Source organism: Dermabacter sp. HFH0086 (assembly GCF_000413375.1).
GTDB lineage: Bacteria > Actinomycetota > Actinomycetes > Actinomycetales > Dermabacteraceae > Dermabacter > Dermabacter hominis.
Map to the genome: position 1 here is coordinate 512498 of NZ_KE340308.1, position 20090 is coordinate 532587.

The window sequence follows — 20090 nt, forward strand, 5'->3', positions numbered from 1 at the left end:
GCTCGAACACCGCCGCAAACGTTGGGGTTAGTTTTCTAGACCGCGAACGAGAGGGCTGGCCTGAGGTCAAGAACCCGCCCAAGCCGAGGTCAGGGTTCCGACGGTGCCTCGCGAATATCGATCCCAAAGACCCGTTTCACCTGGGCCGTCACGAGTTGCGGGTGGCGTCGGTCGCTCGGGGTCGAGGCCCATGGGGCGAACAATCCCGGAAGATCGGGGTGGGTGATTTTGCCGTGGGTCGCTCCCGAAGTGGTGACCACGAAACCATGCTCCTCGAGCCGGCGTTTGAGCGCGGCGCGATCGCCGGGGTGGCGCGTGCCCTTCTTTTTGCGGTTACTCGGGCCCGCAAAATCCGCGGGGTCGAACGAGTCCACCTCCTCGGGTCGAACCGAGAGGGCGTAGGCCGTGGGAAACGCGCCAATCACGTGGTTGTCGGCGCGTCTGACTTGCACGGTCCAGTCGCCGCGCTGGAAGTGGTCGCTCGCGCCGTTGTCGCTCGTCCACGCGTCCTCGGGGTCAGCGACGGTGAGCACGATGATGTCGTGAGTGATGCGCGCGAAACTCGCCCCCGAGACCGTGCGAACTTCGTCTTCGTGAACGGTCAGCGGGCGGGTGAAGGGCCGCGGGTCGGTGGGATTGAGCGTGACGACGGTACCTGCGGGAGGCGCACCGAAGCCTCGATCGATGTCGAGACTCTCCGCTTCATTCGCCTTTTCACGCGCGGCCTTCGCGGCAGCCTTAGCCTCGCGCTGGTCCTCGCGCTGTTCTTCGCGCCGTTTTTCGGCTTCAGCGAGGAGATCCGCGAGGTCCTCGCCCGCCGCCCTGCGCCGCGCGAGCTCGGGGAGAGCGCCGTAGTCGACCTGGCGCACCTCGCGTTTGACGCGCGTACGCCCCGCGAGGGCCGCGGGGCTCGGTGCACCTAGGCGGGGAGTTTCTCGCGGTGAATCTGCCATGTCCCCCACCGTACCGCGGTGAGACGCCCACCTCGCACGGAGCCGATGCGGTTAATCTGGTGGTCGTCTCATTTCACCCTAGGAGGACATTCGTGCGTGTTTCCACCTCGCTGCGGGCACTGGCAGCATGCGGCTGCCTCACCCTCGCTCTTGCTGGCTGCGGCTCCCCCAATGAGCCGCAATCCTCCCCGTCTGCGACGCGCGCAGCGGCAGCGAGCGACGGTGGCGGCCCGAGCGTCGTGATCAATGAGTCCGAAGGCGACGGGGATGCGCCACCCGTACCCGAGATCACCGCCGGAGGCCTCGATCATTCGGAACTCGGCGATTCCTGCAGCGACGAGGGCATGGTGAAGATCCCGCTGCACGGCGCCCCCGATCCGGCGCTCGAAGGCTTCAACGGCTCGTTCACGTACAACGGCTGGAAGGAAAACGGCGGCTCCTCGGAAGCGACGTTCACGGTCAACCAGGGCGGCGGCAAGCAGCAGTTCGGCCCCCTCCAGGTCGGGGACCAGTTCGAACTCGGTGGCGCGCTCTACTCCGTCACGAGCATTTGCAAAGATAACGCCCAGCTCGACGTCATCGGCTAACCGATGTCCGCTTTCGCGCACCCGCGAATCGACCCCGAAAGCGGGATCTGCGAGTACTATTCTGCCGGGCAATGCGAATCGTGCAGCCTCATGCGCACCCCGCACGATGCCCAGGTACGTGAGGCACGGGACCGTCTTCACTCTCTTCTCGCCCACGCGATGACCCCCGCCACCGTGTGGGAAGAGCCGCTCGTGAGCGCACCGTGGGGGTTTCGCACGAAGGCGAAGATGATGGTGCGTGGCACGGCTAACGCTCCGGTTTTCTCGTTCCCGGGCACGCATGAGGGCGTCGATCTCGCCGACTGCCCCCTCTACCCCGCGCTCGTCACCGACGTGCTTGAAAGCGCCCGCGCGCTCATTCGCCGCGCCCAGGTCCCGCCCTACAACCTCGACAAACGCCGCGGCGAGATCAAGTACGTGCTCGTCACCGCCACCCAGACCGAAGCCATGGTGCGCCTCGTCCTGCGCAGCACCTCGGCGCTCGAGAGGATCCGCGAACACCTCGCGCTCCTTGACCCTCGCGTGAGCGTCGTGAGTGCTAACATCCACCCCGAGCACGAGGCCCTCCTCGAGGGCGCCGAGGAGATTCACCTCGCGGGCGAAAAGCAGCTGCGCATGCCGCTCGGAGGGATCGACGTCGACGTGCTCCCCCGCTCCTTCACGCAAACGAACACCGCCGTCGCAAGCGAGCTCTATGCCCAGGTCGCGCGGTGGATTCTTGACGCGGGCGCTCACACGGCGTGGGACCTCTACTGCGGCGTGGGTGGCTTCGCCCTCAGCATCGCCCACGAGGCCCGCGCCCGCGGCGCGCACATGGACGTCACGGGAATCGAAATCACGAATGAGGCGATCGAAAGCGCACGTGGCTCGGCGAAGCGGCACGGTTTCGCGGGCGCCGTCGGACCCCTCACCACACCCGAACCAAGCGTTCGCGCGCACTTCGACACCGCTGACGCAACCGAGTGGGCGAGGCACCAGCCAAACCTGCCCGAAGCGGTCGTCGTCAACCCACCGAGGCGCGGCATCGGCGATGCACTCGCCACTGTCCTCAACAGCTCGGGGGTTCACACCATCGCGTATTCGAGCTGCAACCCGGAAACACTCGCCGCGGACCTCGCGCGCATGCCGAACTACCGCATCGCACGCGTACGGCTCATAGACATGTTTCCGCACAGCGCGCACAACGAGGCCCTCGTACTGCTGACACGCGCCACTGCGGGGGAACGTTAGCCCTCGTTATCGAAGGCTTCCTCGACGTCCTCATCGACCCAGTCGAAGGTGCGCTCGACTGCCTTGCGCCACAATCGCATGCTGCGCTCGCGCGTCTTGTCGTCCATCGACGGGCTCCAGCGCATGTCCTCTTCCCAGTATTTCTCGAGGTCGTCGGTCGAATCCCAGAAACCAACGGCGAGGCCGGCGGCATAGGCGGCACCGAGCGCCGTTGTCTCGATGATCTTCGGGCGAATCACGTCCACGCCGAGGATGTCGGCCTGGAACTGCATGAGGGTCTCATTCACGGTCATGCCGCCGTCAACGCGCAGCTCCTTGAGCGGCACCTTGGCATCCTCATTCATCGCGTCGATTAGCTCGGCGCTCTGGTAGGCCGTGGCCTCGAGAACGGCACGCGCGATGTGATGCTTGTTGACGTAGCGGGTGAGGCCCACGATCGCCCCGCGAGCATCGTCCTTCCAGTAAGGGGCGAACAGACCCGAGAACGCGGGCACGACGAAGCAGCCGCCCGAATCGTCGACCTTTGTCGCGAGTTCTTCGACCTCTTTCGCGCTCGAGATAAGCCCGATGCTGTCGCGGATCCACTGCACGAGCGAGCCGGTCACGGCGACCGATCCCTCGAGGGCGTAGACCGGGTCGGCGTCGCCGAGCTTGTAGAGCACGGTCGTGAGCAGGCCGTTATCCGAGGAAAGCGCCTCGTTCCCGGTGTTCACGAGGAGGAAGTTACCCGTGCCGTACGTGTTCTTCGCGGTGCCCTTCTCAAAGCATGCCTGGCCGAACGTCGCCGCCTGCTGGTCGCCGAGGATGCCCGCGATCGGCACATTCGTGAGCAGGCCGCGCTTGCGGCCCTTCCCGTATACCTCGGACGACGAGCGGATCTCGGGCAGCATCGACATGGGGATTCCCATCTCGCGCGCAATATCTTCGTCCCAGTCGAGCGTGTGCACGTTCATGAGGAGGGTTCGCGAGGCATTCGTGACATCGGTGACGTGCACGCCGCCCTTCGTTCCGCCCGTCATGTGCCACAAAAGCCACGTGTCGATCGTGCCGAAGAGCAGATCGCCCGCCTCGGCTTTCTCGCGCGCGCTCTCGACGTGGTCGAGAATCCACTTGACCTTCGGGCCCGCGAAATACGTCGTGAGCGGTAGGCCGGTGACCTCTTTGAATCGGTTCACGCCCTCCTCGCCCGCGAGCTCGTGCACGATTCGCGCCGTGCGCGTGTCTTGCCACACGATCGCGTTATACACGGGCTTGCCGGTGTTTTTATCCCACACGACCGCGGTCTCGCGCTGGTTCGTGATGCCGACGGCTGCCAGGTCATCCCGGTTCACTTCAGCCCTGTTCAGTGCGAGCGCGATGACCTCACGGGTGTTGCTCCAGATTTCCATCGGATCATGCTCGACCCACCCTGAGCGCGGGAAGATTTGCTTGTGCTCGAGCTGGGCCTGCGACACCGCGTGGCCTTCATGGTCGAACACCATCGCGCGTGAGCTGGTTGTGCCCTGGTCGACTGCGAGGATGTATTTCTGCTCTGAGGTCTCTGGCATGAGCGGTCCTTTCGGCTCCCGCGGGCACCGCTGCCCGCGCTTGATCGTGGGTGCGCTTTCACGCGCGGTGGTCAGCGTGCGGGGATTTCGCGCACGTTCTCGAGGAGGGCGGCGGCATCGGCATCGCTCGTCGTGTGCTCCGCCTCGAGGCGCGCGGCAATGAACGTCGAGTAGGCCTCGATCTCGGCCTCGCGCCGCGCCTCGTCCCAGCCGAGTTCGTCCGCGAGGATCCCCGCGACCTCGCGAGCAGCGCTCACGCCACGATCGCGCGTCTCGTAGTCGAGACGCGTGCGGCGCATGAGGGCATCGGCGAGGTGAAGCACGCCCTCGCTGCGCGCGGCGTACACGATTTCGGCACGGAGGTAGCGAGGCGCGTCCTTGAGCGGTGTCGCGAGCTCGGGGTTCTCGTCCATGAGGTCAAAAATGTCCTCGAGCAACGAGCCGTAGCGGAAGAGCAAGCGTTCGAGGCGCACCTCGTCGATTCCGTACTTCCCCGCGAGCGCGGTTGCACGCACCCGCATCTCCTCGTAGCCGGCGCCACCGATGACGGGGATGTCGCGAGTTTTGGTCTTCGGGGCATCGGAATCCCCGCGAAGGGCGAAGTCGACGACGTCCTCGGCCATGACGCGGTAGGTCGTGTACTTGCCACCGGCGATCGCGCTCAGGCCCGGTTCGACCTCCATCACCGTGTGTTCGCGCGACACCTTCGTCGAGGCGCCGTCGGACTTTTTCACGGGCTGAAGAAGGGGGCGCAAGCCTGCGTAGACGCCGATGACGTCCTCGCGCGTGAGCGGGCGGCGAAGCACGTCGTTGGCCTTTTCGAGTACGTAGTCGATGTCGCTGCTCGTCGCAGTGGGCACCGAGACGTCTTCTTTCCACGGGGTGTCGGTCGTGCCGATCAGCCAGTATTCGTCCCACGGGATGATGAACAGCACCGATTTCTCGGTTTGCGTGATGATGCCCGTATTGTCTTTCGCCTCGATCGCCTCGCGCGGCACCGTGATGTGGATGCCTTTCGAGGCGAGCACCTGAAGGCCTGAATCGGCGCCGGCGCGATCCTGTTCTTCACCGGTCCACACGCCGCCGGCAAGAATGACCTCGCGCGCGTGCACCTCGTATTCGTTGCCGGTCTCGAGGTCCGTGATGGCAGCGCCCACAACGCGACCACCGTCTTTGAGGTAGCGCGTGACCTTCGTGTAGTTCGCGGCGGCGGCGCCGAGGTTCACGGCGGAGCGCACGAGCATCGCGACGAAGCGCGCGTCATCCATGCGGGAATCGTAGAACTCGATCGCCCCCGAGTTCTTTTCGGGGTCGAGTCCCGCGAAATCCTTCGCGAGGCCCTTGGAAAAGACGTGCTTGTGGATCGGGACCTCGCGGTGGCCGATCTGCATCGCGTCGTAGAGGGCGATGCCCGAGCCAATGAACCCGCGCTCGAAAACGTTCTTCATGGGGAACATGAAGCTGATGGGCTTCACGAGGTGCGGGGCAGTCTTTGAGATGAGCAGGTCGCGCTCGCGAAGGGCTTCGGCGACGAGCGTGAAGTCGAGCATCTGCAGGTAGCGGAGGCCGCCGTGCATGAGCTTGGACGAGCGCGAGCTCGTGCCGCTCGCCCAGTCGTTCATTTCGACAACGCCGACGCTAAGCCCGCGGGTCGCGGCATCGAATGCGGCGCCAGCGCCGTTCACGCCACCACCAACGATGAAGATATCGAGTGGCTTTTCGGCGCTCGTCGAGGCGAGCCTTTCGAGATGCGCGGCGCGAGTGGTGGAGTTAAGTGCGGAACGGGCGGATGCGGACATAACACTTCCTTCGTGAGTGTGCTCGGTTCGCCGTTGAACCACGTCTATCAAGCTCAGTGAGGCTAACACCGGCACATCATCGTTCACGGTGAGTGACCGATCGGCTCGGTTCTACACTGGTGGCACGCGCACCGGCACGCATAGGAGCACCCATGACCGCGACAGTCCGCATTCTCGTTCTCGGCCTCGGCGGCACGATCGCCATGAGCCAAAACCAGCCGGGTGGGCACGCCTCCCCCGCTGCACAGCCAGACGCGAGCGTGTTCCCCATCCCCGGCATAGAGCTGGAGTTTCGGGAAATCGCGAACGTGGGGTCGCCCTCGGTCACGTTCGCGCACGTGCGGGAGGTTCTGCGGGTGGCACGGGAGGGGTCCGACGCTGGCTTTCGCGGCATCGTGCTCACTCACGGCACCGACACTCTCGAAGAGACGGCGTTCTTGCTCAATCGCTATTGGAACCTCGATACGCCCCTTGTTGTCACGGGCGCGATGCGTCCCGCGAATGCCCCCGGCGCGGATGGACCCGCGAACCTTCACGACGCGATCGTCACCGCCGCGAGCGAACAGGCGCGCGGCCTCGGCGTTCTCGCGGTTTTCGATTCCCTCGTGCACGCCGCCGATCGCGTGACGAAGGTCAGCTCTCGAAGCATCGACGCGTTCGATTCGGAGCCTTCGGGCCCCCTCGCGCTCGTGAGCAAGGATGGGATTCGCGCGATGTATGCGCTGGAGCCGTCGGACTGCGTGATGCCTACCGTGCCCGCCGAGCTTCCCTCCGTACCTCTCATCGGGACGGGCCTGTTTGATCGCGGCGAGGCTCTCGGGGCGCTCGTGCATCAGTCTGAGCCGCCCGCGGGGATCGTGATCAACGGTGTGGGGATGGGGCACGTGCCCGAGGCTGTTATGCCGCTCGTGCGTGAGGCCCGCGAGCGCGGCATCCAGATCGTTGTCGCGACCCGCATCCCCGAGGGCGGCACGTCAACCTACCACTACTCTTACCCGGGCGCGGAAGTGGATCTCATCAATTCGGGTGCGTGCATGGCCGGCATGTTGAGCGCGCACAAGGCGCGCCTGCTGCTCCAGGTTTTGCTCGCTTCCGGCGCGAGCCGCGAGGAGATCAGCGGCGCATTCGCGGGCTTCGCCTACTGATGCTCTGTGGCAGCCACCCCGGCCCTACTTTTCATAAATTTCATAAATTTCAAAGCAATTCATAAAACTCATAGATCTTCATAGGTGCTGCGGCCTACTCTTGAGGTATGACCCGTGCACGCAACCCTTTCCGCGCAACCCTCGGCGCTACTCCCCCGCTTCTTGTCGGTCGCAACGAAGCGGTGCAGAACTTTGCCTTCGCGCTCGATGACGGTCCCGGAGCTCACGAACGCATCTCGCTCATTGTGGGCCCAAGGGGAATCGGGAAAACGGTGCTTCTCAACGCATTCGAGGACACAGCCCAGGAGCACGGGTGGTTCGTCATAAGTGAGACGGCAACACAAGGCTTTGTGGAGCGCATCCGCAGCGAGATCATTCGCCGTTTGGCACGTCAGCGCTCGCAACTCAAGGGCCTAGGGCTCTCAATCTTCGGCGTTGGCGGCTCCGTCACCTGGGACTCCTCCTCGATCTCGGAAACGTCGTATTCCTTGCGCAATGCCCTCGACGATTACCTCGCGTACAAGGCCGATCTCGATCGCTCTGCGGGGCAGCCCGCGAGCGGCGTGCTCATTACCCTCGACGAAATGCACCACCAACGCAACGATGAACTGATTGAGTTCGGTGCGACCGTTCAGCACCTTGTGCGCGAGGGAAAAGACATCGCTGTCGCGATGGCCGGGATCCCCTCGGCGATCAAACCGTTGCTGTCCAGCCGAACGAGCGAGAGTGAGGGTCCGAACCCCATCACGTTCTTGCGCCGTGCCGAGAGAATTGAACTCGACCGGGTATCGGACGATGACGTGCGCCTGGCGCTCGAAACTCCGCTAGCCGAAGCGGAGATCACCTGGACGCACGAGGCACTCGAGACCGCGGTCAACTCGTGCCAGGGCTACCCCTTTATGATCCAGCTCGTCGGGCAGTGGGCATTTCGCGAGGCTCAGGGGAGGAGTATCACGCGAGAAGCTGCCGAACGAGGGGCAGACAAGGCCCGACGAAAACTCGGCCAACTCGTTCACGAACCTGCGTTGGCGGACCTTTCCGATGTTGATCGCTCGTTTCTCATCTTTATGGCGCGAGACGACGGTCCTACGGAAATCGCCGACCTCAAGGCACGGTTCGGCCGCTCAGACTCCTACGTCAGCAACTACCGCAGGCGTCTTATCGATGCCGAAATGATCGTCGAAGCTGGGCGTGGTCGCATTGACTTTGCGCTGCCGTATCTGCGCGAATATTTGCGCGAGCACGCCGCCAGCCTCGTGGATTAGGCCTGCGCGCGGCGGACGATGAGCACGTGCGCGAACCAGAAGACGGCGCCGCCGGCCGAAAGAGCGAGCCCGCCGATACCGAGCTTCACCAGGTCGGCGCCGAGCATCGGCACCATGACGCCGGAAGCGATCGCGGCGACGATGAGGTTCACGAACGTCGCGAAGCTCGTTGCGGCGCCGCGCTCCTCGGGGAACATGTCGAGAACCTCGAGCTGCACGGGCGCCATCATGAGCGCCGCACCCATGCCGAGAAGACCCGGGCCAATCATGACCAGAAGGTGCCACACACCAAACTGCGAGGTGAGTTCGGGGGTGAGCATGGGAATGATGACCGAGAGGACCCCTCCGAGAACCACGGTGATGAACGCGATCGTGATGAGGCGCGAACGGCTCATGACGAATGCGAGGCGCCCCACGAGGTAATTGCCGAGGATCATGCCCGCAATGATCGGGATAAACAGCACCCAGTAGTCCTGTTCGCCAAGGTGCATGACGTCGGGAACGATGATCGGCGCCGCCGAAATGAAGATGAAGTCGGCCTGGCTTGCGAGGCCAAGCGCGAGCGAAAGGCGCCAGATGACCGGCGAGCGCAGCACGCGCCCGAGCGACGTGAGGATGCCCTTCGCGTTGAACGGCTGGCGCTTCTCGGGAAGGAGCGTCTCGGGGATGACAATGAGCATGATCACGAGGGTGGCGAGCGCGTAAAGGAGCATCGCCCCGAAAATCCAGCGCCACGGCCCGATCAGGAGGATCCAGCCGCCGAAGATCGGCGCCGCCGCGGGCGCGAGGGCGAAGATCATCATGACCTGGCTCATGAGCTTTTGCGCTTTGCCACCTCCGTAGAGGTCGCGGATCACGACGCGAGAGACGATCGTCGCTCCGCCCGCACTGAGCCCCTGGAGCACGCGGAAGGCGAACAGCATCGGAAGATTGACGGCGAGAGCCGCACCGAGCGAGCCGATCGAGAACACGATGAGCGAAATACCCATGACGCGTTTGCGTCCGACGGCATCGGAGAGCGGGCCGTGGAACATGCTCATGCACGCGAAGGAAATGAGGTACAGGCTCGTAACCTGCTGCATCGCGGCCGCGTCGGTGTGGAAGTCGCCCCTCATCGCCGGGAAGCCCGGGAAGATCATGTCGATCGAGAACGGGCCGAGCATCGCGAGCATGGCCATCGCAAACGTGAAACCGAAGGTGACCTTTTCACTCCGCCCCAGGTGGAGGCGGAGCGCGGCCGTCTCGGTCGCGACTTCCTCGACCTGCTCGATCGGGCCGGTCACGTGCGAGACGTTGTCGGTGGGGTTGGCGAAAGCGACCTGCGGAATTTCTTCCGTTAGCGGCCGCGGTTCCTCGGTCGCGAGACTTTCGGCGGCACGCTCATCGGCAAGCCGCGCAAGTTCGAGTGCGCTGGTATCGGTTTTCCTCTGAGAATCGTCTGTCACTCGGTCAAGTTTATGGAACTCTCGCGGCCTTCCAACCCCTCTCGTACAACATCACTCATGACTTCAGTGACACTCTTGCAACACTTCACCGCACAAGCGTGACCGTCAGTCGTTGAGGCGCAGATACTTTCTGTTTCTGCTTTGCGGCGGAGCAGTCGCCTTAACTAACCCCTCGTCAACGAGCGTTCGTAGCGCCGGCCTGAGCGAGGCCGCTGGTCGCCCTGTCATGTCTTCGAGTTCACGAATAGAGCGCGCATCGTCGGTTCCTAGGCGTCGCGCTCGTTCGACTTCTTCACGCCAGTCACTGTCAGTCATGTCCTCACTGCACATCACTGAAGCAGTCACTTATATAAGTGAGAATGTCACTCGCATAAGTGAGGATTTCACTGAATCCTCCTGGTATAACCAAAATCGGGGGCCCGCGCCGATTCCGAACGCCGAAAACATTGATATCGCCGCACTTCTCAATGCGACTCGTTTTCACGGGCAGGCGAGAGAGGGAGCGCTCTAAGGTCCCGCGAGTGATGCAGCGGACCTCACGGTCGCGCACGAGCGCACTCACGCGTTGCGCGAACAGCTTGTTAAGCTCGAGCCACACATCGCAGCGGAAGAAGGAGGAAAGCCATGCGGCGTCGCGCTCTTCTTGGCGGCGGCCTTCTCGCCGCGCTCGGCGCCTCGGCCCTGTATGTGGAGCGCGACAGCATCGCTGGCCTCTTTCCGCACGAGGCGCACGTGGACCTCTTTTCCCTCGGCGTTGCCTTCTCATCCGTGCCGGATTCACTCGCGAGTGAGGTCCAGGCGCACGGCCCAGCGTCCGTTCTGCACGCCGGGTGCATCCCGGGCGTGGATCGCACGTTCGTTCAGCCTGATTCACCCCCGATCATTGCGGGCACGCGCACTCTGAGCACTGCACACGGCGCCGAGACCCTCACGGCGATCACGCGAGCGTTCCTCGAGAAAGCTTCACGACCCGCGCCCACTCCCGCGCTCACTAATCTCGATCGCTCCGCGCTCCTCGATATTTTCACCCTCACGTGGGCGCTTCCCTCCCCCATCGCGGCGCTCAGCCCCAACTGGCGTTACACGTGGCCGCGCGATACGGCCCACGTGATCGTGGCCCTCGCCGAGCGCGGCTTCGACGACTGGTCGCTGGGCCTCCTCGAGCACCTCGCACGCATCCAGCGCCCTGACGGCACGTTCGAGGCTCGCTACCGACCCGGCACTACAAGCGCGCCCGATGCCCGCTCACCGCAGTTCGATGGAATCGGCTGGTTCCTCTGGGCGGCGGCAACGCTCGCCAGGCTTGGGGTTTTGACCTCCGACGCCTCCCCCGCGACCTCGCTCCCCACTCTTAGAACGGCGCTCACCCGCGCGGCTCGCGCCGCCCTCGACGCCACGACCACCGAGAGCGGGCTTCCGAAGCCGAGCCCCGACTATTGGGAGGTACCCGAGCGGCGCCTCACCCTCGCAACGGCAGCCATGACACTCAGCGCGCTCGGGAGCGCGGCGCAGCTTTCGGCGCTGGGGTTACTTGAGGGCGAGGCAGGCGTCGGAAAGGAAACACTCGAGAGACGTGCCCGGGAAACCGAACGCGCCCTCGTGGAAACTTTCGGCCCCGGTGCCTTCCAGCGGTACGCGCGCGGCGGAGGTTTCGACGCGGGGCTGCTCATGCTCCTGCCGCCGTACCAAACGCAGGAGTTTGCCGAGCGCAACCCAGCGATTGCCGGCCACATCGACGAGGCTTTCGAGGCGATGCAGCGCCCCGCCGGCGGTGTCGCTCCGGGCGCGCGCTGGAAACGCGACGGCATCAGTTGGACCCCGCAAACGGCGATGTTCGCCCAGGCCTATGCGCGTCTCGGCGAGCGCGAGCGCGCTCTCGAGCTCCTCGAATGGCTCGCCGCCCACCGCACGAGCGCCGGGGCAATCAGCGAAAAAATCCTTGCCGACGGTAGCCCCGCCGCCGTCGCGCCCCTCTCGTGGCCAGCGGCGCTCGCGCTCAGCACGCTCGAGGCGCTGCACAGCTAGGAAGCGCTTGCGGGTGGACGCACACGGTCAAACTGCATGCGATCGAGCTCGTACACGCTTGTGCACAGCTCGTCGATGTCCTCCTGGTTGTGGCTGGTCATCACAATCGTGCGCCCTTCTTCATGGAGCTCATGGAGAAGCGCACGAATATCGCGAACGCTCGTCTTATCGAGTCCGTTGAAAGGCTCATCTAAAAGCAGAAGCGGTTGTCCTTCCATAAACGCTTGGGCAAGAGCGAGCTTTTGTTTCATGCCGAGAGAATAGTGGCGAACAGACTGGCGTAGGTTCGGCGCAAGGCCCACACGGTGAAGAGCCTCTTCTATCTGCTGGTCTCCAATGAGCCCGCGAATAGACGCGAGCCGACGCAGGTTGTCGAACCCCGTGAGACCACCGATGAAGCCTGGGCGATCGATAATAATGCCAATTTTGGAGGGGAAGTCCTCGCCAGTACTTTTCAACTTTGGTGAGACGACGACGCGACCCGAATCCGGCTTGAGGAAGCCAACGATAAGTTTGAACAGCACGGACTTACCCGAACCGTTAGGGCCTTGCACTCCCATGAAATCGTGTTCATCGATTGCAAGCGAAGCATGACTCAAGACCGGAGTCGAACCGAAAGCGATCGAAACGTCTTTTACATCAACAAGATTGACCATTCGGCACCTCTACAATCATGAATCAAACTGAGGAATACGGGTATTGCTCAGCACGAACCGGAGAAACACAACACTGGCGACTCCTACTGTCGCCGTTACGATAATGGCACCTGCCGTAGCCGGAAAGGCCCCATAAAAGCCCAGGGCAAATGGGGCCGGCCACAGCGGGTTCAACCACGGCAGCGTGAGCGCCGCGCATACGACCAAAGTTATGGCGGCTACCGCCATCGACCCAAACCTCCACGCAGCGGCCATTGAGAGCAGTGTCGTCACCACTACGGTCACGATCGAGCCCAGCCATACCTGCAGGGCTGGCAAGAGCTCCGTGGGGTGATGAGCCATGCTGCTTGAAACACCACCGAGCAACACAAGCACAAGGGACAGCGCAGCGATCGCAGTGACAAGCGAACCCCCTATTGTGCGAGTGAAGAGTTTCCACGGGTCTCCCGTGCGGATCGCCACCAGCGATGCCGCGGGTGCCGTCTCACCCGCAAAACGTACGAGCGCGGCATACGAAGCCCCGAAAACTAGCACCATGTACATGAACCATGCCGCAAAGGAAAACTCTTCGCGCGCCGAACCGTAAGTGAGATACATGAAAAGGTCGGCACCGTCGGGCCGCAAGAAACTCATGAGAGTCGCCGCACCTACGGTTGCGATACACCAAAATCCGAACGGCCCTGTCCGCGCGAAGACTTTCCGAGCGCGCACCAAGACTGACGATCCACTCACACCAATAGTCAGGATCGTCGCGACGGCGAAAAAAAGCGGAACATACCATAGGGCGCCAAATGCTTCGACACCCGAGAAGGGCGCAAGGGCCACATCGGGATTGCTCCACTGCGGAAACGGCCATACCTTGACGAGCACAAGCGGAACAAAACCTACCCCGATCCCAGGGATCCATGGCTTCACTCGAGTATTCACGATAAGGGCCCCTAGTAGGGTCGCCGCAAGCCCAGCGAGCCCGACCTCGAACGCGATTCCGTACGCTATACAGGCCACAGGGCTTAGGTTTCGACTGGCATAGGGCTGCAGAATTCCCTGCCATATTGTCGCCGGCTGCACAGAGAGCACTCCCGGGGTCCAGGACATGCGCCACGTGTATCCAGACGACGTCGCCAAGACCCCTAACAATTTGCTTGCTCCGAGCAGCGCTCCTATCCCAGCACCACGCATCCAGAGCGCAAGAAGTCCGTGCCGTTTTGACCCGAAACGAGACAACGCAAGAGGGTTCGCCACAAAGGCACACTGCCGCAAAAGCAGAATAATGAGTAGAGGCCACTGAAAGTAACGGAAGTAGTACGGGTCTTGTCCGAAGGCGAGCACTCGTTCCCACAGCGAGATGCCGACGACCGCATCGAAATCGACGTCGCCTTTGAGCAGGGGCTGCGACGACGTCACGATAGCAAGCAGTGCGCACATCCCGCAGATGAGCCCCCACCCAGCTACCGGACGCAAACGGCTCACTGCCCCCATCAGCACAAGGCCTTCGGCAGCTTCGCTGAGAAAGCGGCGTAAGCAGCGACGACTCCAGCGATGAGGAAAACAATAAGGCCTACGGTCACGGGGATGAGGGGATCTTGTTGGGTGACACCAGTTGGAATGAACGATCGTATAAGGCTGAAGTGGTCAACCCGAAGAGCCCCCGCGACAAACTCGGAGAGAAGCACGACGACAGGAAGCCAGAGCAGTGCAACAAATCGATTCTCAAAGAACATCGCCCCTACCGCTGCCAACGTCGATAATGCCGCACCGCCGATACCTACCCATATCGCCTGGAAAGCAAAGTACAGTACCGGGGAGACGGCATAGAGCTGCGAGAATGTTAGACGTTCTGCTGCCGGTTCAAGATCGTCCCCGAAAGGGTTGAAAAAATCGACGGGGATAAGGTGCGGGTGGATTCCGTATGACACGACAGCCACGAGAGCGACACCTCCCGCGAAGACGATAAACCCAGCGCACGCAGCGCGAACCGCGTGGCGAACAACGTAGGGGCTGCGCCCTCGCCTTGCCATGATAGGCCCCCACGCACCCCCAGTGCCGACCTCCTGCATCACCACTGGCGCGTACAGCAGGGCGGCAAAAATTGGCATGAAGAAGGGCAGAAAATCCGATATCCCTAATGTGAATAGGGAGAATTGATCGGCGACCGCACCATTAGCGCGGGAGACCTCCATAAAAACGCTGGGACTCAAGAGGACAACTATTGACATAAGAAACGTGGAGGTTTTGACAGGATTTTTCACGGGTGCCATTCCTGAAGCAAGCCGAATCACAGTTCACATCGCCGTTTCAGTTATTACGCCGCTTCTCGCCAGTGCGCCCAGCATAAGTTTTCCATTGATACGACGCGTACCCCTCGCCGCTGAGTGGTGCAGCCGTCGAACTAAACATTGAGAGGAAGATCCCGCATAGGCGGATGTTGCCATAAAACCAGCCCCCGTAACGATGGCCCGAAGCAACCTTGCACGTCTACGCATCACAACGATCCCCCTCATCCTGGAACACCACTTAGACAGCAAGGATCCTACCCCCCCTAGTGCCTTACGCTACACGCCACGCCCTCCGTCATCCCTTCGGTTGCTGGCCCTCAACGCGCTCGAGGCGCTCGAGCATTGATGCTTCCCTTAGTCCCCGCAAGCGACCAGAGGGCGGGGCTAGAGTGGTAGATCGGGATCGAGGACGATCCGCATCGAGTTTCGAGGAGAGGTCATGAACGAGAAGGCTAGTGCGCCCGATCTTCGCGCGGAACGCGTGAATTACACGAAGGGCCAACTCACCAAAACGCTCGCGGGCAACGACCCGCACGCACTGTTTGACGAATGGATGAGAGACGCGATCGAGCGTCGCGACCGCGAGGGCGATGTGCTCGAACCGAACGCCATGGTCGTCTCCACAATCAACCCGGAAACTGATTGGCCAGATTCGCGCGTACTGCTCCTTAAGGAGCACAAGAACAAGAAGTTCGTGTTCTTCGGCAACTACGAGTCCCAAAAAGGACACGACCTTGACGTGAACCGCAAGGCCGCCCTGAACTTCACGTGGCTGCCGCTTCAGCGCCAGGTGCGCATCCAGGGCAAGGTGCGCCGCATCAGCCCCGAGGAGTCCGACGCCTACTTCGCGGTTCGCCCGCGTGGTTCGCAGATCGGCGCCTGGGCAAGCTCGCAGTCGGACGTCATCGACTCACGCGAAGACATTCAGCTCGCGAACGAGCGCGCTGAAAAACGCTTCGAAGGCAAAGACGTTCCCCGCCCGCCGCACTGGGGCGGCTGGGCACTCACCCCGCACGTGATTGAGTTCTGGCAGGGTGGCGCTTCGCGCCTGCACGACCGCATCCGCTTCACGGCCTTGGATTCGGAAGAAGGCCGCTGGCAGGTCGACCGCCTCGCTCCGTAAACACTCACCCGAGATAACTGTGAGGGCCGGGGAGACGCTAAGCGTCATCCCGGCCCTCTCGTATTAGGCGACCTCGTTGAGTTCGAGCGAGGTGCGTGTTCCGCCCACCTTGACGCGGAACACGGGCGCTCCCTCCTGCGGAACCCCGCGCGGAGTAAGGCTCGAATTGAACGACGAGGCAAGGCCGTCAAAATCAGTGTGGACGTGTACGCCGGGCAAAACCCCGACGGTGCACGCGGCCTTGAGGCCCTCAACCTGAAGATCACCGCGGTGGACGCGGGCAATATCGACAGTGATCGAGGCGCCCTTCGCGTCGAGCGCGCCCGAGAACTCACCGATGCTCACCTTGGCCGCGGCACCATTCACCTCCACCGGGGAGGAGACAGCATCGAGCTCGGCCCTGACCTTGAACCCTTGGATCGAGAGAGGCGCGGTCACGGAAGAAGCCTTCACGGTGCTCGAGACCGCATCGAAGTGTGCCTCGCGTGGGACCTCCTCAAGCTCGATCGTGCTCGCGACGCTTGCGCATTCGAGGGCTGTCGTGGTGGGAAGTGAAAGCCTCACCGTGAGGCGCGAGCGCTTGCGGTGGAGAATGTCGAGCGCTTTTCGGTCAGGGCTCTTGATTGCGAGGCGCCCGAAGCGATACTTCACGCTCGTTCCCGCGGCTTCTTCGCCCTCGAGGTCGATCGTGATCTGGTTCGTAGTGTTTGTCGTGATCGCGACGTCGGCATAGTTCAACTTGAGCTCGGCACGCACATCGCCGGTGGCGTCGTAACGATAGGTTGTGGTGCTCATGGCGGGACCCTTCCTTAGATCCATCCCTTGACGGGGTTCGTGCCTTTCGGCGGGTTATCGGGGGTGAAGCCCCAATTCTTCGTGAATTGCGAAGTGCGGGGTTCGACAACGGCATCGCGGATCACCTGGACGAGCCAGGCATTGAGACTCTGGCCCGAGGCTTCCGCACGCTTTTCCGCGCGGGCCTTGAGCCCTTCGGGCAGGCGAAGAGATACCCGCGAAATATCGCCTTCATCGAGTCCCTGATCCGCCGCGGTGGCCGATTCAGGCGCGGGAGTGGCGTCAGGATGCTTTGGAGTGACATCAAATCTGACACCTTCGGGGGCAAGGCGCGCGCTCACGCGCTCGAACGTGAGCGACTCGCTAATCTCGGCGGTCGCCGTCGTGACCGTATCGAGAAGGGCAAGCTTGAGTAGGGGGCGGGCAAGGGGGCCCACTCGCTTCATAGCGGAGCCGAGATCATCGCCACCGACGTTAGCGACATGCTCGAGCTGCTCAACAAGAGCGTCGGTCTGCTGTGACATCTCCATAACTCAACAGTAGCACCACTGTGACGCCACAACAAGCTTTTTTGACGTCATTTTCTAAGCGAAGGGGTTCCAGAACCTTCCGCCATTGACGATCGCGAGCGCAATCGGCACTGCGAGCACGGCGAAGGAGAGGGCCATGATGAGCCCGTCGCGCCACGTCAGGGGCTTCTTGCCGTACCACGTGCGCCGCTTGCCGCGCCCAAAACCGCGCAGCTCCATAGCGCTCGCGACTTCCTCGATGCGGTCGAACGCGCCGAGGAGAAGCGGGATGATGACGCCCACGATGTTCCGCGCGCGCGTCACGATCCCCGCCTTCGATGAGGTTTCGAGTCCGCGCGCCTGATGCGCCTTCGAGATCGTCACGAAATCACGCTGAATATCGGGGATGTACCGAAGGGCGATCGAGACGGAGTAGGCGATCTTGTACGGAACGCCGATGCGGTTCAGTGACTGCGCAAACTCTGGCGGGCGCGTCGTCGCAATGAACAAAAGCACGGGTGGAAGCACCGCGAAGTACTTGAGGGTCACAACGAGCTGATAAAAAAGCTGCTCACTCGTGATGTCCCAGTGCCACGGGCCGTTCACGAGCACGGTGCGTGTGCCATACAGTTCGGTTCCGTAGCCGGGCGCGAACAGGAAAATGAACACGTTGTTGAGCAGCATGAGACCGGCAATGATGACGAGCACAACGGCGAGGTCGCGCAGCTTCACGCGACTGAGAACCCACAGCACGATGTTGAGCACGAGCATCGCCGCAAGGTAACGCGCATCGAATCCCACGAGCGCACCCACGACGCTCGTGACGGCGAGCATAAGCTTCGACAGCCCCGAGACTCGGTGCAGGAACCCCGGCCGGTCGACGTACCCGAGAACGGACTTAGCGGGCATCGCCCACCTCCCGCCTCTCGCGATCAACCGCGATCACAGCCTCGACAAACTCGCTGCGGCCAAACTCTTGGGTGGCGCCGTCACCGGTGGAAACGGGAAGTCCGACGGCTGCCGCGAGCGCATCGAGGCTCGTGCGCACGAGGTTCGCGCGCGTCGTCACGTCATCGTCGACGAGGATTCGCGAGGGCGAAGAATCCGCGATGATCTCCCCTTCGCTCAGAACGACGGCGCGCGGCACATACTCGAGGGCAAGATGCATGTCGTGTGTGATGAGCAGAATCGTCGTGCCCGCACGGTTGAGGCCGCGAATGAACTCCATGAACTCCGTGTAGTGGCGAAAGTCCTGGCCAGCGGTCGGCTCATCAAGAATGAGGATTTCGGGCTCGAGCGCGAGCGCGGCCGCGATCGTCACGCGTTTCTTCTGGCCGTGACTGAGGGCGCTCACGGGCCAGGTTTTGAACGGGGCGAGCCCGCACGTCTCGAGGGCAGATTCCACGCGCCGGCGCACCTCTTCCTCGTCGAGGCCGTGGGCGCGTGGACCGAGCGCGACCTCGTCGAAAATGAGCGGCTTCGAGATCATGTGGCCCGGTTCTTGAAGCACGAAGCCCACGCGCGTGCCGATCTCGGCGATACTCAAGTTCAGAACATCGTCGCCGAGCACCTCGACGGTGCCCGAGTTCGGCTTCGCAAAACCCGTGATCGCGCTCGCGAGCGTCGATTTTCCAGCGCCGTTGTTGCCGAGGATCGCGAGCATCTCTCCGCGCCGCACCTCGAGATCGATTCCCCGCAGCGCGTGCACGCCCTCGTGGTCTTTATCGTGGCCGTGCAGCACGTGAAGATTGCGCACGCTGATGGCCGCGGTGGCGTCGGACCCCTCCCCCGGCACTTCCTCAGCCGAAACCGAGCCGAACCTCGCGGACCACTGCTCACGCCCCCACTCTCGCACCCGCGCGCATTCGCTCTCGCTCAGGCGGAGGGTGTCGAGCCGAGCGGGGTGCGCCGACGCTGGCGGTTCGATCCCCGCATAGTTGAGGGCCGTGAGGTGCAGCGGACGGCGAATGCCGTGCTCGGTGAGGAGCCCGGAGGTCACGAGCTCATCCGGAGTTGTATCGGCAACGAGGCGGCCGCCGGCCATCATGAGGATCCGATCGACTCCCCTGTGCAGCACTTCTTCGAGACGATGCTCGATGATGACGACACTCGCGCCGCTCTCCCGATTGAGGTCGTCAGCCAGTTCGATCATCGCGCGACCCGTCGCCGGGTCAAGGTTCGCGAGCGGCTCGTCGAACAGGAGAATCGGCACGTCGTCCACGAGCACGCCCGCGACGGCGACGCGCTGCTTTTGCCCGCCACTCAGTTCGTGCGGCGAGTGTTCGAGAAGCTCGGTGAGGCCCACGCGTTTTGCGACCCGCTCGACGATGCTCGGCATGTTGCCCGAGGCAACCTCCTGGTTCTCGAGCGAAAAGGCGATGTCCTCCGCGACCGTGAGGGCGACGAACTGCGCGTTGGAATCCTGGAGAACCGTGCCGGCCTCACCGGCGGTGCGCACGAGCGGTGCGCGCACCGGATCCACGCCACCGACCTTCACGCTGCCACTCACGCGTGCCTCGAAGCGGTGCGGCACGAGACCGTTCATCACGTGCAGCAGGGTCGACTTTCCCGAGCCACTCGGCCCCACGATCGCGACCTTCTCCCCCCAGCCGATCGTGAAGCTCACGTTCTCGACCGAGGGAAGTTTTTGGGTGCGGTAATGCACGCTCACGTCATCGAACACGATGGCGTGAGCGGCACGGTTCGCCTCGGGCGAATGGGAGGGAAGAGCCATG

Annotated in this window: 18 protein-coding genes; 6 read left to right on the forward strand and 12 right to left on the reverse strand. The window is 63.0% G+C overall.

Features of this window, described 5'->3' with window-relative positions:
* Window positions 1-89: 89 nt before the first annotated feature.
* On the reverse strand, window positions 90-953 hold the full coding sequence (locus tag HMPREF1484_RS10790) for a hypothetical protein (protein ID WP_016663428.1): 864 nt from the start codon (window positions 951-953) through the stop codon (window positions 90-92).
* 92 nt (window positions 954-1045) lie between these two features.
* Between HMPREF1484_RS10790 and HMPREF1484_RS02420 the strand changes: the two genes are divergently transcribed.
* Window positions 1046-1540: a hypothetical protein gene (locus HMPREF1484_RS02420; protein WP_016663429.1), complete on the forward strand. Its 495-nt coding sequence runs from the start codon at window positions 1046-1048 to the stop codon at window positions 1538-1540.
* A gap of 90 nt (window positions 1541-1630) precedes the next feature.
* On the forward strand, window positions 1631-2770 hold the full coding sequence (locus tag HMPREF1484_RS02425) for a methyltransferase domain-containing protein (RefSeq protein WP_232049680.1): 1140 nt from the start codon (window positions 1631-1633) through the stop codon (window positions 2768-2770).
* Here HMPREF1484_RS02425 and glpK read toward each other — a convergent pair.
* Window positions 2767-4317, reverse strand: a complete 1551-nt coding sequence (gene glpK / locus HMPREF1484_RS02430) for a glycerol kinase GlpK (RefSeq protein WP_016663431.1) — start codon at window positions 4315-4317, stop codon at window positions 2767-2769. The genes HMPREF1484_RS02425 and glpK overlap by 4 nt on opposite strands.
* Before the next feature lie 71 nt (window positions 4318-4388).
* Window positions 4389-6116 carry a glycerol-3-phosphate dehydrogenase/oxidase gene (locus tag HMPREF1484_RS02435; RefSeq protein ID WP_016663432.1) on the reverse strand — a complete coding sequence of 576 codons (1728 nt, stop codon included), beginning with the start codon at window positions 6114-6116 and terminating at the stop codon, window positions 4389-4391.
* A 152-nt stretch (window positions 6117-6268) separates the two neighbouring features.
* On the opposite strand from HMPREF1484_RS02435, the gene HMPREF1484_RS02440 reads away from it, so the two are divergent.
* The gene (locus HMPREF1484_RS02440) at window positions 6269-7261 is read left to right on the forward strand and encodes an asparaginase (protein ID WP_016663433.1); all 993 of its coding nucleotides are present in this window, start codon (window positions 6269-6271) and stop codon (window positions 7259-7261) included.
* Between the two features lie 107 nt (window positions 7262-7368).
* The gene (locus HMPREF1484_RS02445) at window positions 7369-8526 is read left to right on the forward strand and encodes an ATP-binding protein (RefSeq protein WP_016663434.1); all 1158 of its coding nucleotides are present in this window, start codon (window positions 7369-7371) and stop codon (window positions 8524-8526) included.
* Here the strand turns inward: HMPREF1484_RS02445 and HMPREF1484_RS02450 are convergent.
* Both HMPREF1484_RS02450 and HMPREF1484_RS11460 read right to left on the reverse strand, forming a co-directional pair.
* On the reverse strand, window positions 8523-9971 hold the full coding sequence (locus HMPREF1484_RS02450) for a multidrug effflux MFS transporter (RefSeq protein WP_016663435.1): 1449 nt from the start codon (window positions 9969-9971) through the stop codon (window positions 8523-8525). The two genes, HMPREF1484_RS02445 and HMPREF1484_RS02450, sit on opposite strands and share 4 nt — an antisense overlap.
* Window positions 9972-10076: 105 nt before the next feature.
* Window positions 10077-10286, reverse strand: coding sequence for a hypothetical protein (locus HMPREF1484_RS11460; protein ID WP_147594870.1), 210 nt, complete (start codon window positions 10284-10286; stop codon window positions 10077-10079).
* Window positions 10287-10595: 309 nt separating this feature from the next.
* Here HMPREF1484_RS11460 and HMPREF1484_RS02455 point away from each other — a divergent pair, with 309 nt between their 5' ends.
* The gene (locus tag HMPREF1484_RS02455) at window positions 10596-11996 is read left to right on the forward strand and encodes a hypothetical protein (protein WP_016663437.1); all 1401 of its coding nucleotides are present in this window, start codon (window positions 10596-10598) and stop codon (window positions 11994-11996) included.
* Here the strand turns inward: HMPREF1484_RS02455 and HMPREF1484_RS02460 are convergent.
* The 3 genes from HMPREF1484_RS02460 to HMPREF1484_RS02470 are packed head-to-tail and all read right to left on the reverse strand — an operon-like array spanning window position 11993 to window position 14670.
* Complete coding sequence (locus tag HMPREF1484_RS02460; protein ID WP_016663438.1) at window positions 11993-12652, reverse strand: ABC transporter ATP-binding protein; 660 nt, start codon at window positions 12650-12652, stop codon at window positions 11993-11995. The two genes, HMPREF1484_RS02455 and HMPREF1484_RS02460, sit on opposite strands and share 4 nt — an antisense overlap.
* Window positions 12653-12667: 15 nt before the next feature.
* On the reverse strand, window positions 12668-14077 hold the full coding sequence (locus tag HMPREF1484_RS02465) for a hypothetical protein (RefSeq protein ID WP_147594871.1): 1410 nt from the start codon (window positions 14075-14077) through the stop codon (window positions 12668-12670).
* Window positions 14078-14130: 53 nt separating this feature from the next.
* A complete protein-coding gene (locus HMPREF1484_RS02470) occupies window positions 14131-14670 on the reverse strand; it encodes a hypothetical protein (RefSeq protein ID WP_147594872.1) in 540 nt (179 codons plus the stop codon).
* A gap of 697 nt (window positions 14671-15367) precedes the next feature.
* Between HMPREF1484_RS02470 and pdxH the strand changes: the two genes are divergently transcribed.
* Window positions 15368-16051, forward strand: coding sequence for a pyridoxamine 5'-phosphate oxidase (gene pdxH / locus HMPREF1484_RS02475; protein WP_016663441.1), 684 nt, complete (start codon window positions 15368-15370; stop codon window positions 16049-16051).
* Between the two features lie 63 nt (window positions 16052-16114).
* On the opposite strand, the gene HMPREF1484_RS02480 is transcribed toward pdxH, so the two are convergent.
* From HMPREF1484_RS02480 to HMPREF1484_RS02495, 4 genes are read right to left on the reverse strand one after another with little or no spacing between them, the layout of a single operon-like run.
* Complete coding sequence (locus HMPREF1484_RS02480) at window positions 16115-16846, reverse strand: hypothetical protein (RefSeq protein WP_016663442.1); 732 nt, start codon at window positions 16844-16846, stop codon at window positions 16115-16117.
* Window positions 16847-16860: 14 nt separating this feature from the next.
* A complete protein-coding gene (locus HMPREF1484_RS10795) occupies window positions 16861-17370 on the reverse strand; it encodes an Arc family DNA-binding protein (protein WP_016663443.1) in 510 nt (169 codons plus the stop codon).
* 60 nt (window positions 17371-17430) lie between these two features.
* A complete protein-coding gene (locus HMPREF1484_RS02490) occupies window positions 17431-18264 on the reverse strand; it encodes an energy-coupling factor transporter transmembrane protein EcfT (protein WP_016663444.1) in 834 nt (277 codons plus the stop codon).
* Complete coding sequence (locus tag HMPREF1484_RS02495; RefSeq protein ID WP_016663445.1) at window positions 18254-20089, reverse strand: ABC transporter ATP-binding protein; 1836 nt, start codon at window positions 20087-20089, stop codon at window positions 18254-18256. The genes HMPREF1484_RS02490 and HMPREF1484_RS02495 overlap by 11 nt, the downstream gene beginning before the upstream one ends.
* Window position 20090: the final 1 nt, after the last annotated feature.

What these genes read in the sequence shown, in the direction of transcription:
- HMPREF1484_RS02435 (WP_016663432.1), bottom strand. Translation starts at nt 6,116, where the DNA reads ATGTCCGCATCCGCCCGTTCCGCACTTAACTCCACCACTCGCGCCGCG.
- HMPREF1484_RS11460 (WP_147594870.1), bottom strand. Translation starts at nt 10,286, where the DNA reads ATGACTGACAGTGACTGGCGTGAAGAAGTCGAACGAGCGCGACGCCTA.
- HMPREF1484_RS02445 (WP_016663434.1), top strand. Translation starts at nt 7,369, where the DNA reads ATGACCCGTGCACGCAACCCTTTCCGCGCAACCCTCGGCGCTACTCCC.
- HMPREF1484_RS02490 (WP_016663444.1), bottom strand. Translation starts at nt 18,264, where the DNA reads ATGCCCGCTAAGTCCGTTCTCGGGTACGTCGACCGGCCGGGGTTCCTG.
- HMPREF1484_RS02465 (WP_147594871.1), bottom strand. Translation starts at nt 14,077, where the DNA reads ATGTGCGCACTGCTTGCTATCGTGACGTCGTCGCAGCCCCTGCTCAAA.
- HMPREF1484_RS02470 (WP_147594872.1), bottom strand. Translation starts at nt 14,670, where the DNA reads ATGGCAAGGCGAGGGCGCAGCCCCTACGTTGTTCGCCACGCGGTTCGC.
- HMPREF1484_RS02425 (WP_232049680.1), top strand. Translation starts at nt 1,631, where the DNA reads ATGCGCACCCCGCACGATGCCCAGGTACGTGAGGCACGGGACCGTCTT.
- HMPREF1484_RS10795 (WP_016663443.1), bottom strand. Translation starts at nt 17,370, where the DNA reads ATGTCACAGCAGACCGACGCTCTTGTTGAGCAGCTCGAGCATGTCGCT.
- pdxH (WP_016663441.1), top strand. Translation starts at nt 15,368, where the DNA reads ATGAACGAGAAGGCTAGTGCGCCCGATCTTCGCGCGGAACGCGTGAAT.
- HMPREF1484_RS02455 (WP_016663437.1), top strand. Translation starts at nt 10,596, where the DNA reads ATGCGGCGTCGCGCTCTTCTTGGCGGCGGCCTTCTCGCCGCGCTCGGC.
- HMPREF1484_RS02440 (WP_016663433.1), top strand. Translation starts at nt 6,269, where the DNA reads ATGACCGCGACAGTCCGCATTCTCGTTCTCGGCCTCGGCGGCACGATC.
- HMPREF1484_RS10790 (WP_016663428.1), bottom strand. Translation starts at nt 953, where the DNA reads ATGGCAGATTCACCGCGAGAAACTCCCCGCCTAGGTGCACCGAGCCCC.
- HMPREF1484_RS02480 (WP_016663442.1), bottom strand. Translation starts at nt 16,846, where the DNA reads ATGAGCACCACAACCTATCGTTACGACGCCACCGGCGATGTGCGTGCC.
- HMPREF1484_RS02460 (WP_016663438.1), bottom strand. Translation starts at nt 12,652, where the DNA reads ATGGTCAATCTTGTTGATGTAAAAGACGTTTCGATCGCTTTCGGTTCG.
- glpK (WP_016663431.1), bottom strand. Translation starts at nt 4,317, where the DNA reads ATGCCAGAGACCTCAGAGCAGAAATACATCCTCGCAGTCGACCAGGGC.
- HMPREF1484_RS02495 (WP_016663445.1), bottom strand. Translation starts at nt 20,089, where the DNA reads ATGGCTCTTCCCTCCCATTCGCCCGAGGCGAACCGTGCCGCTCACGCC.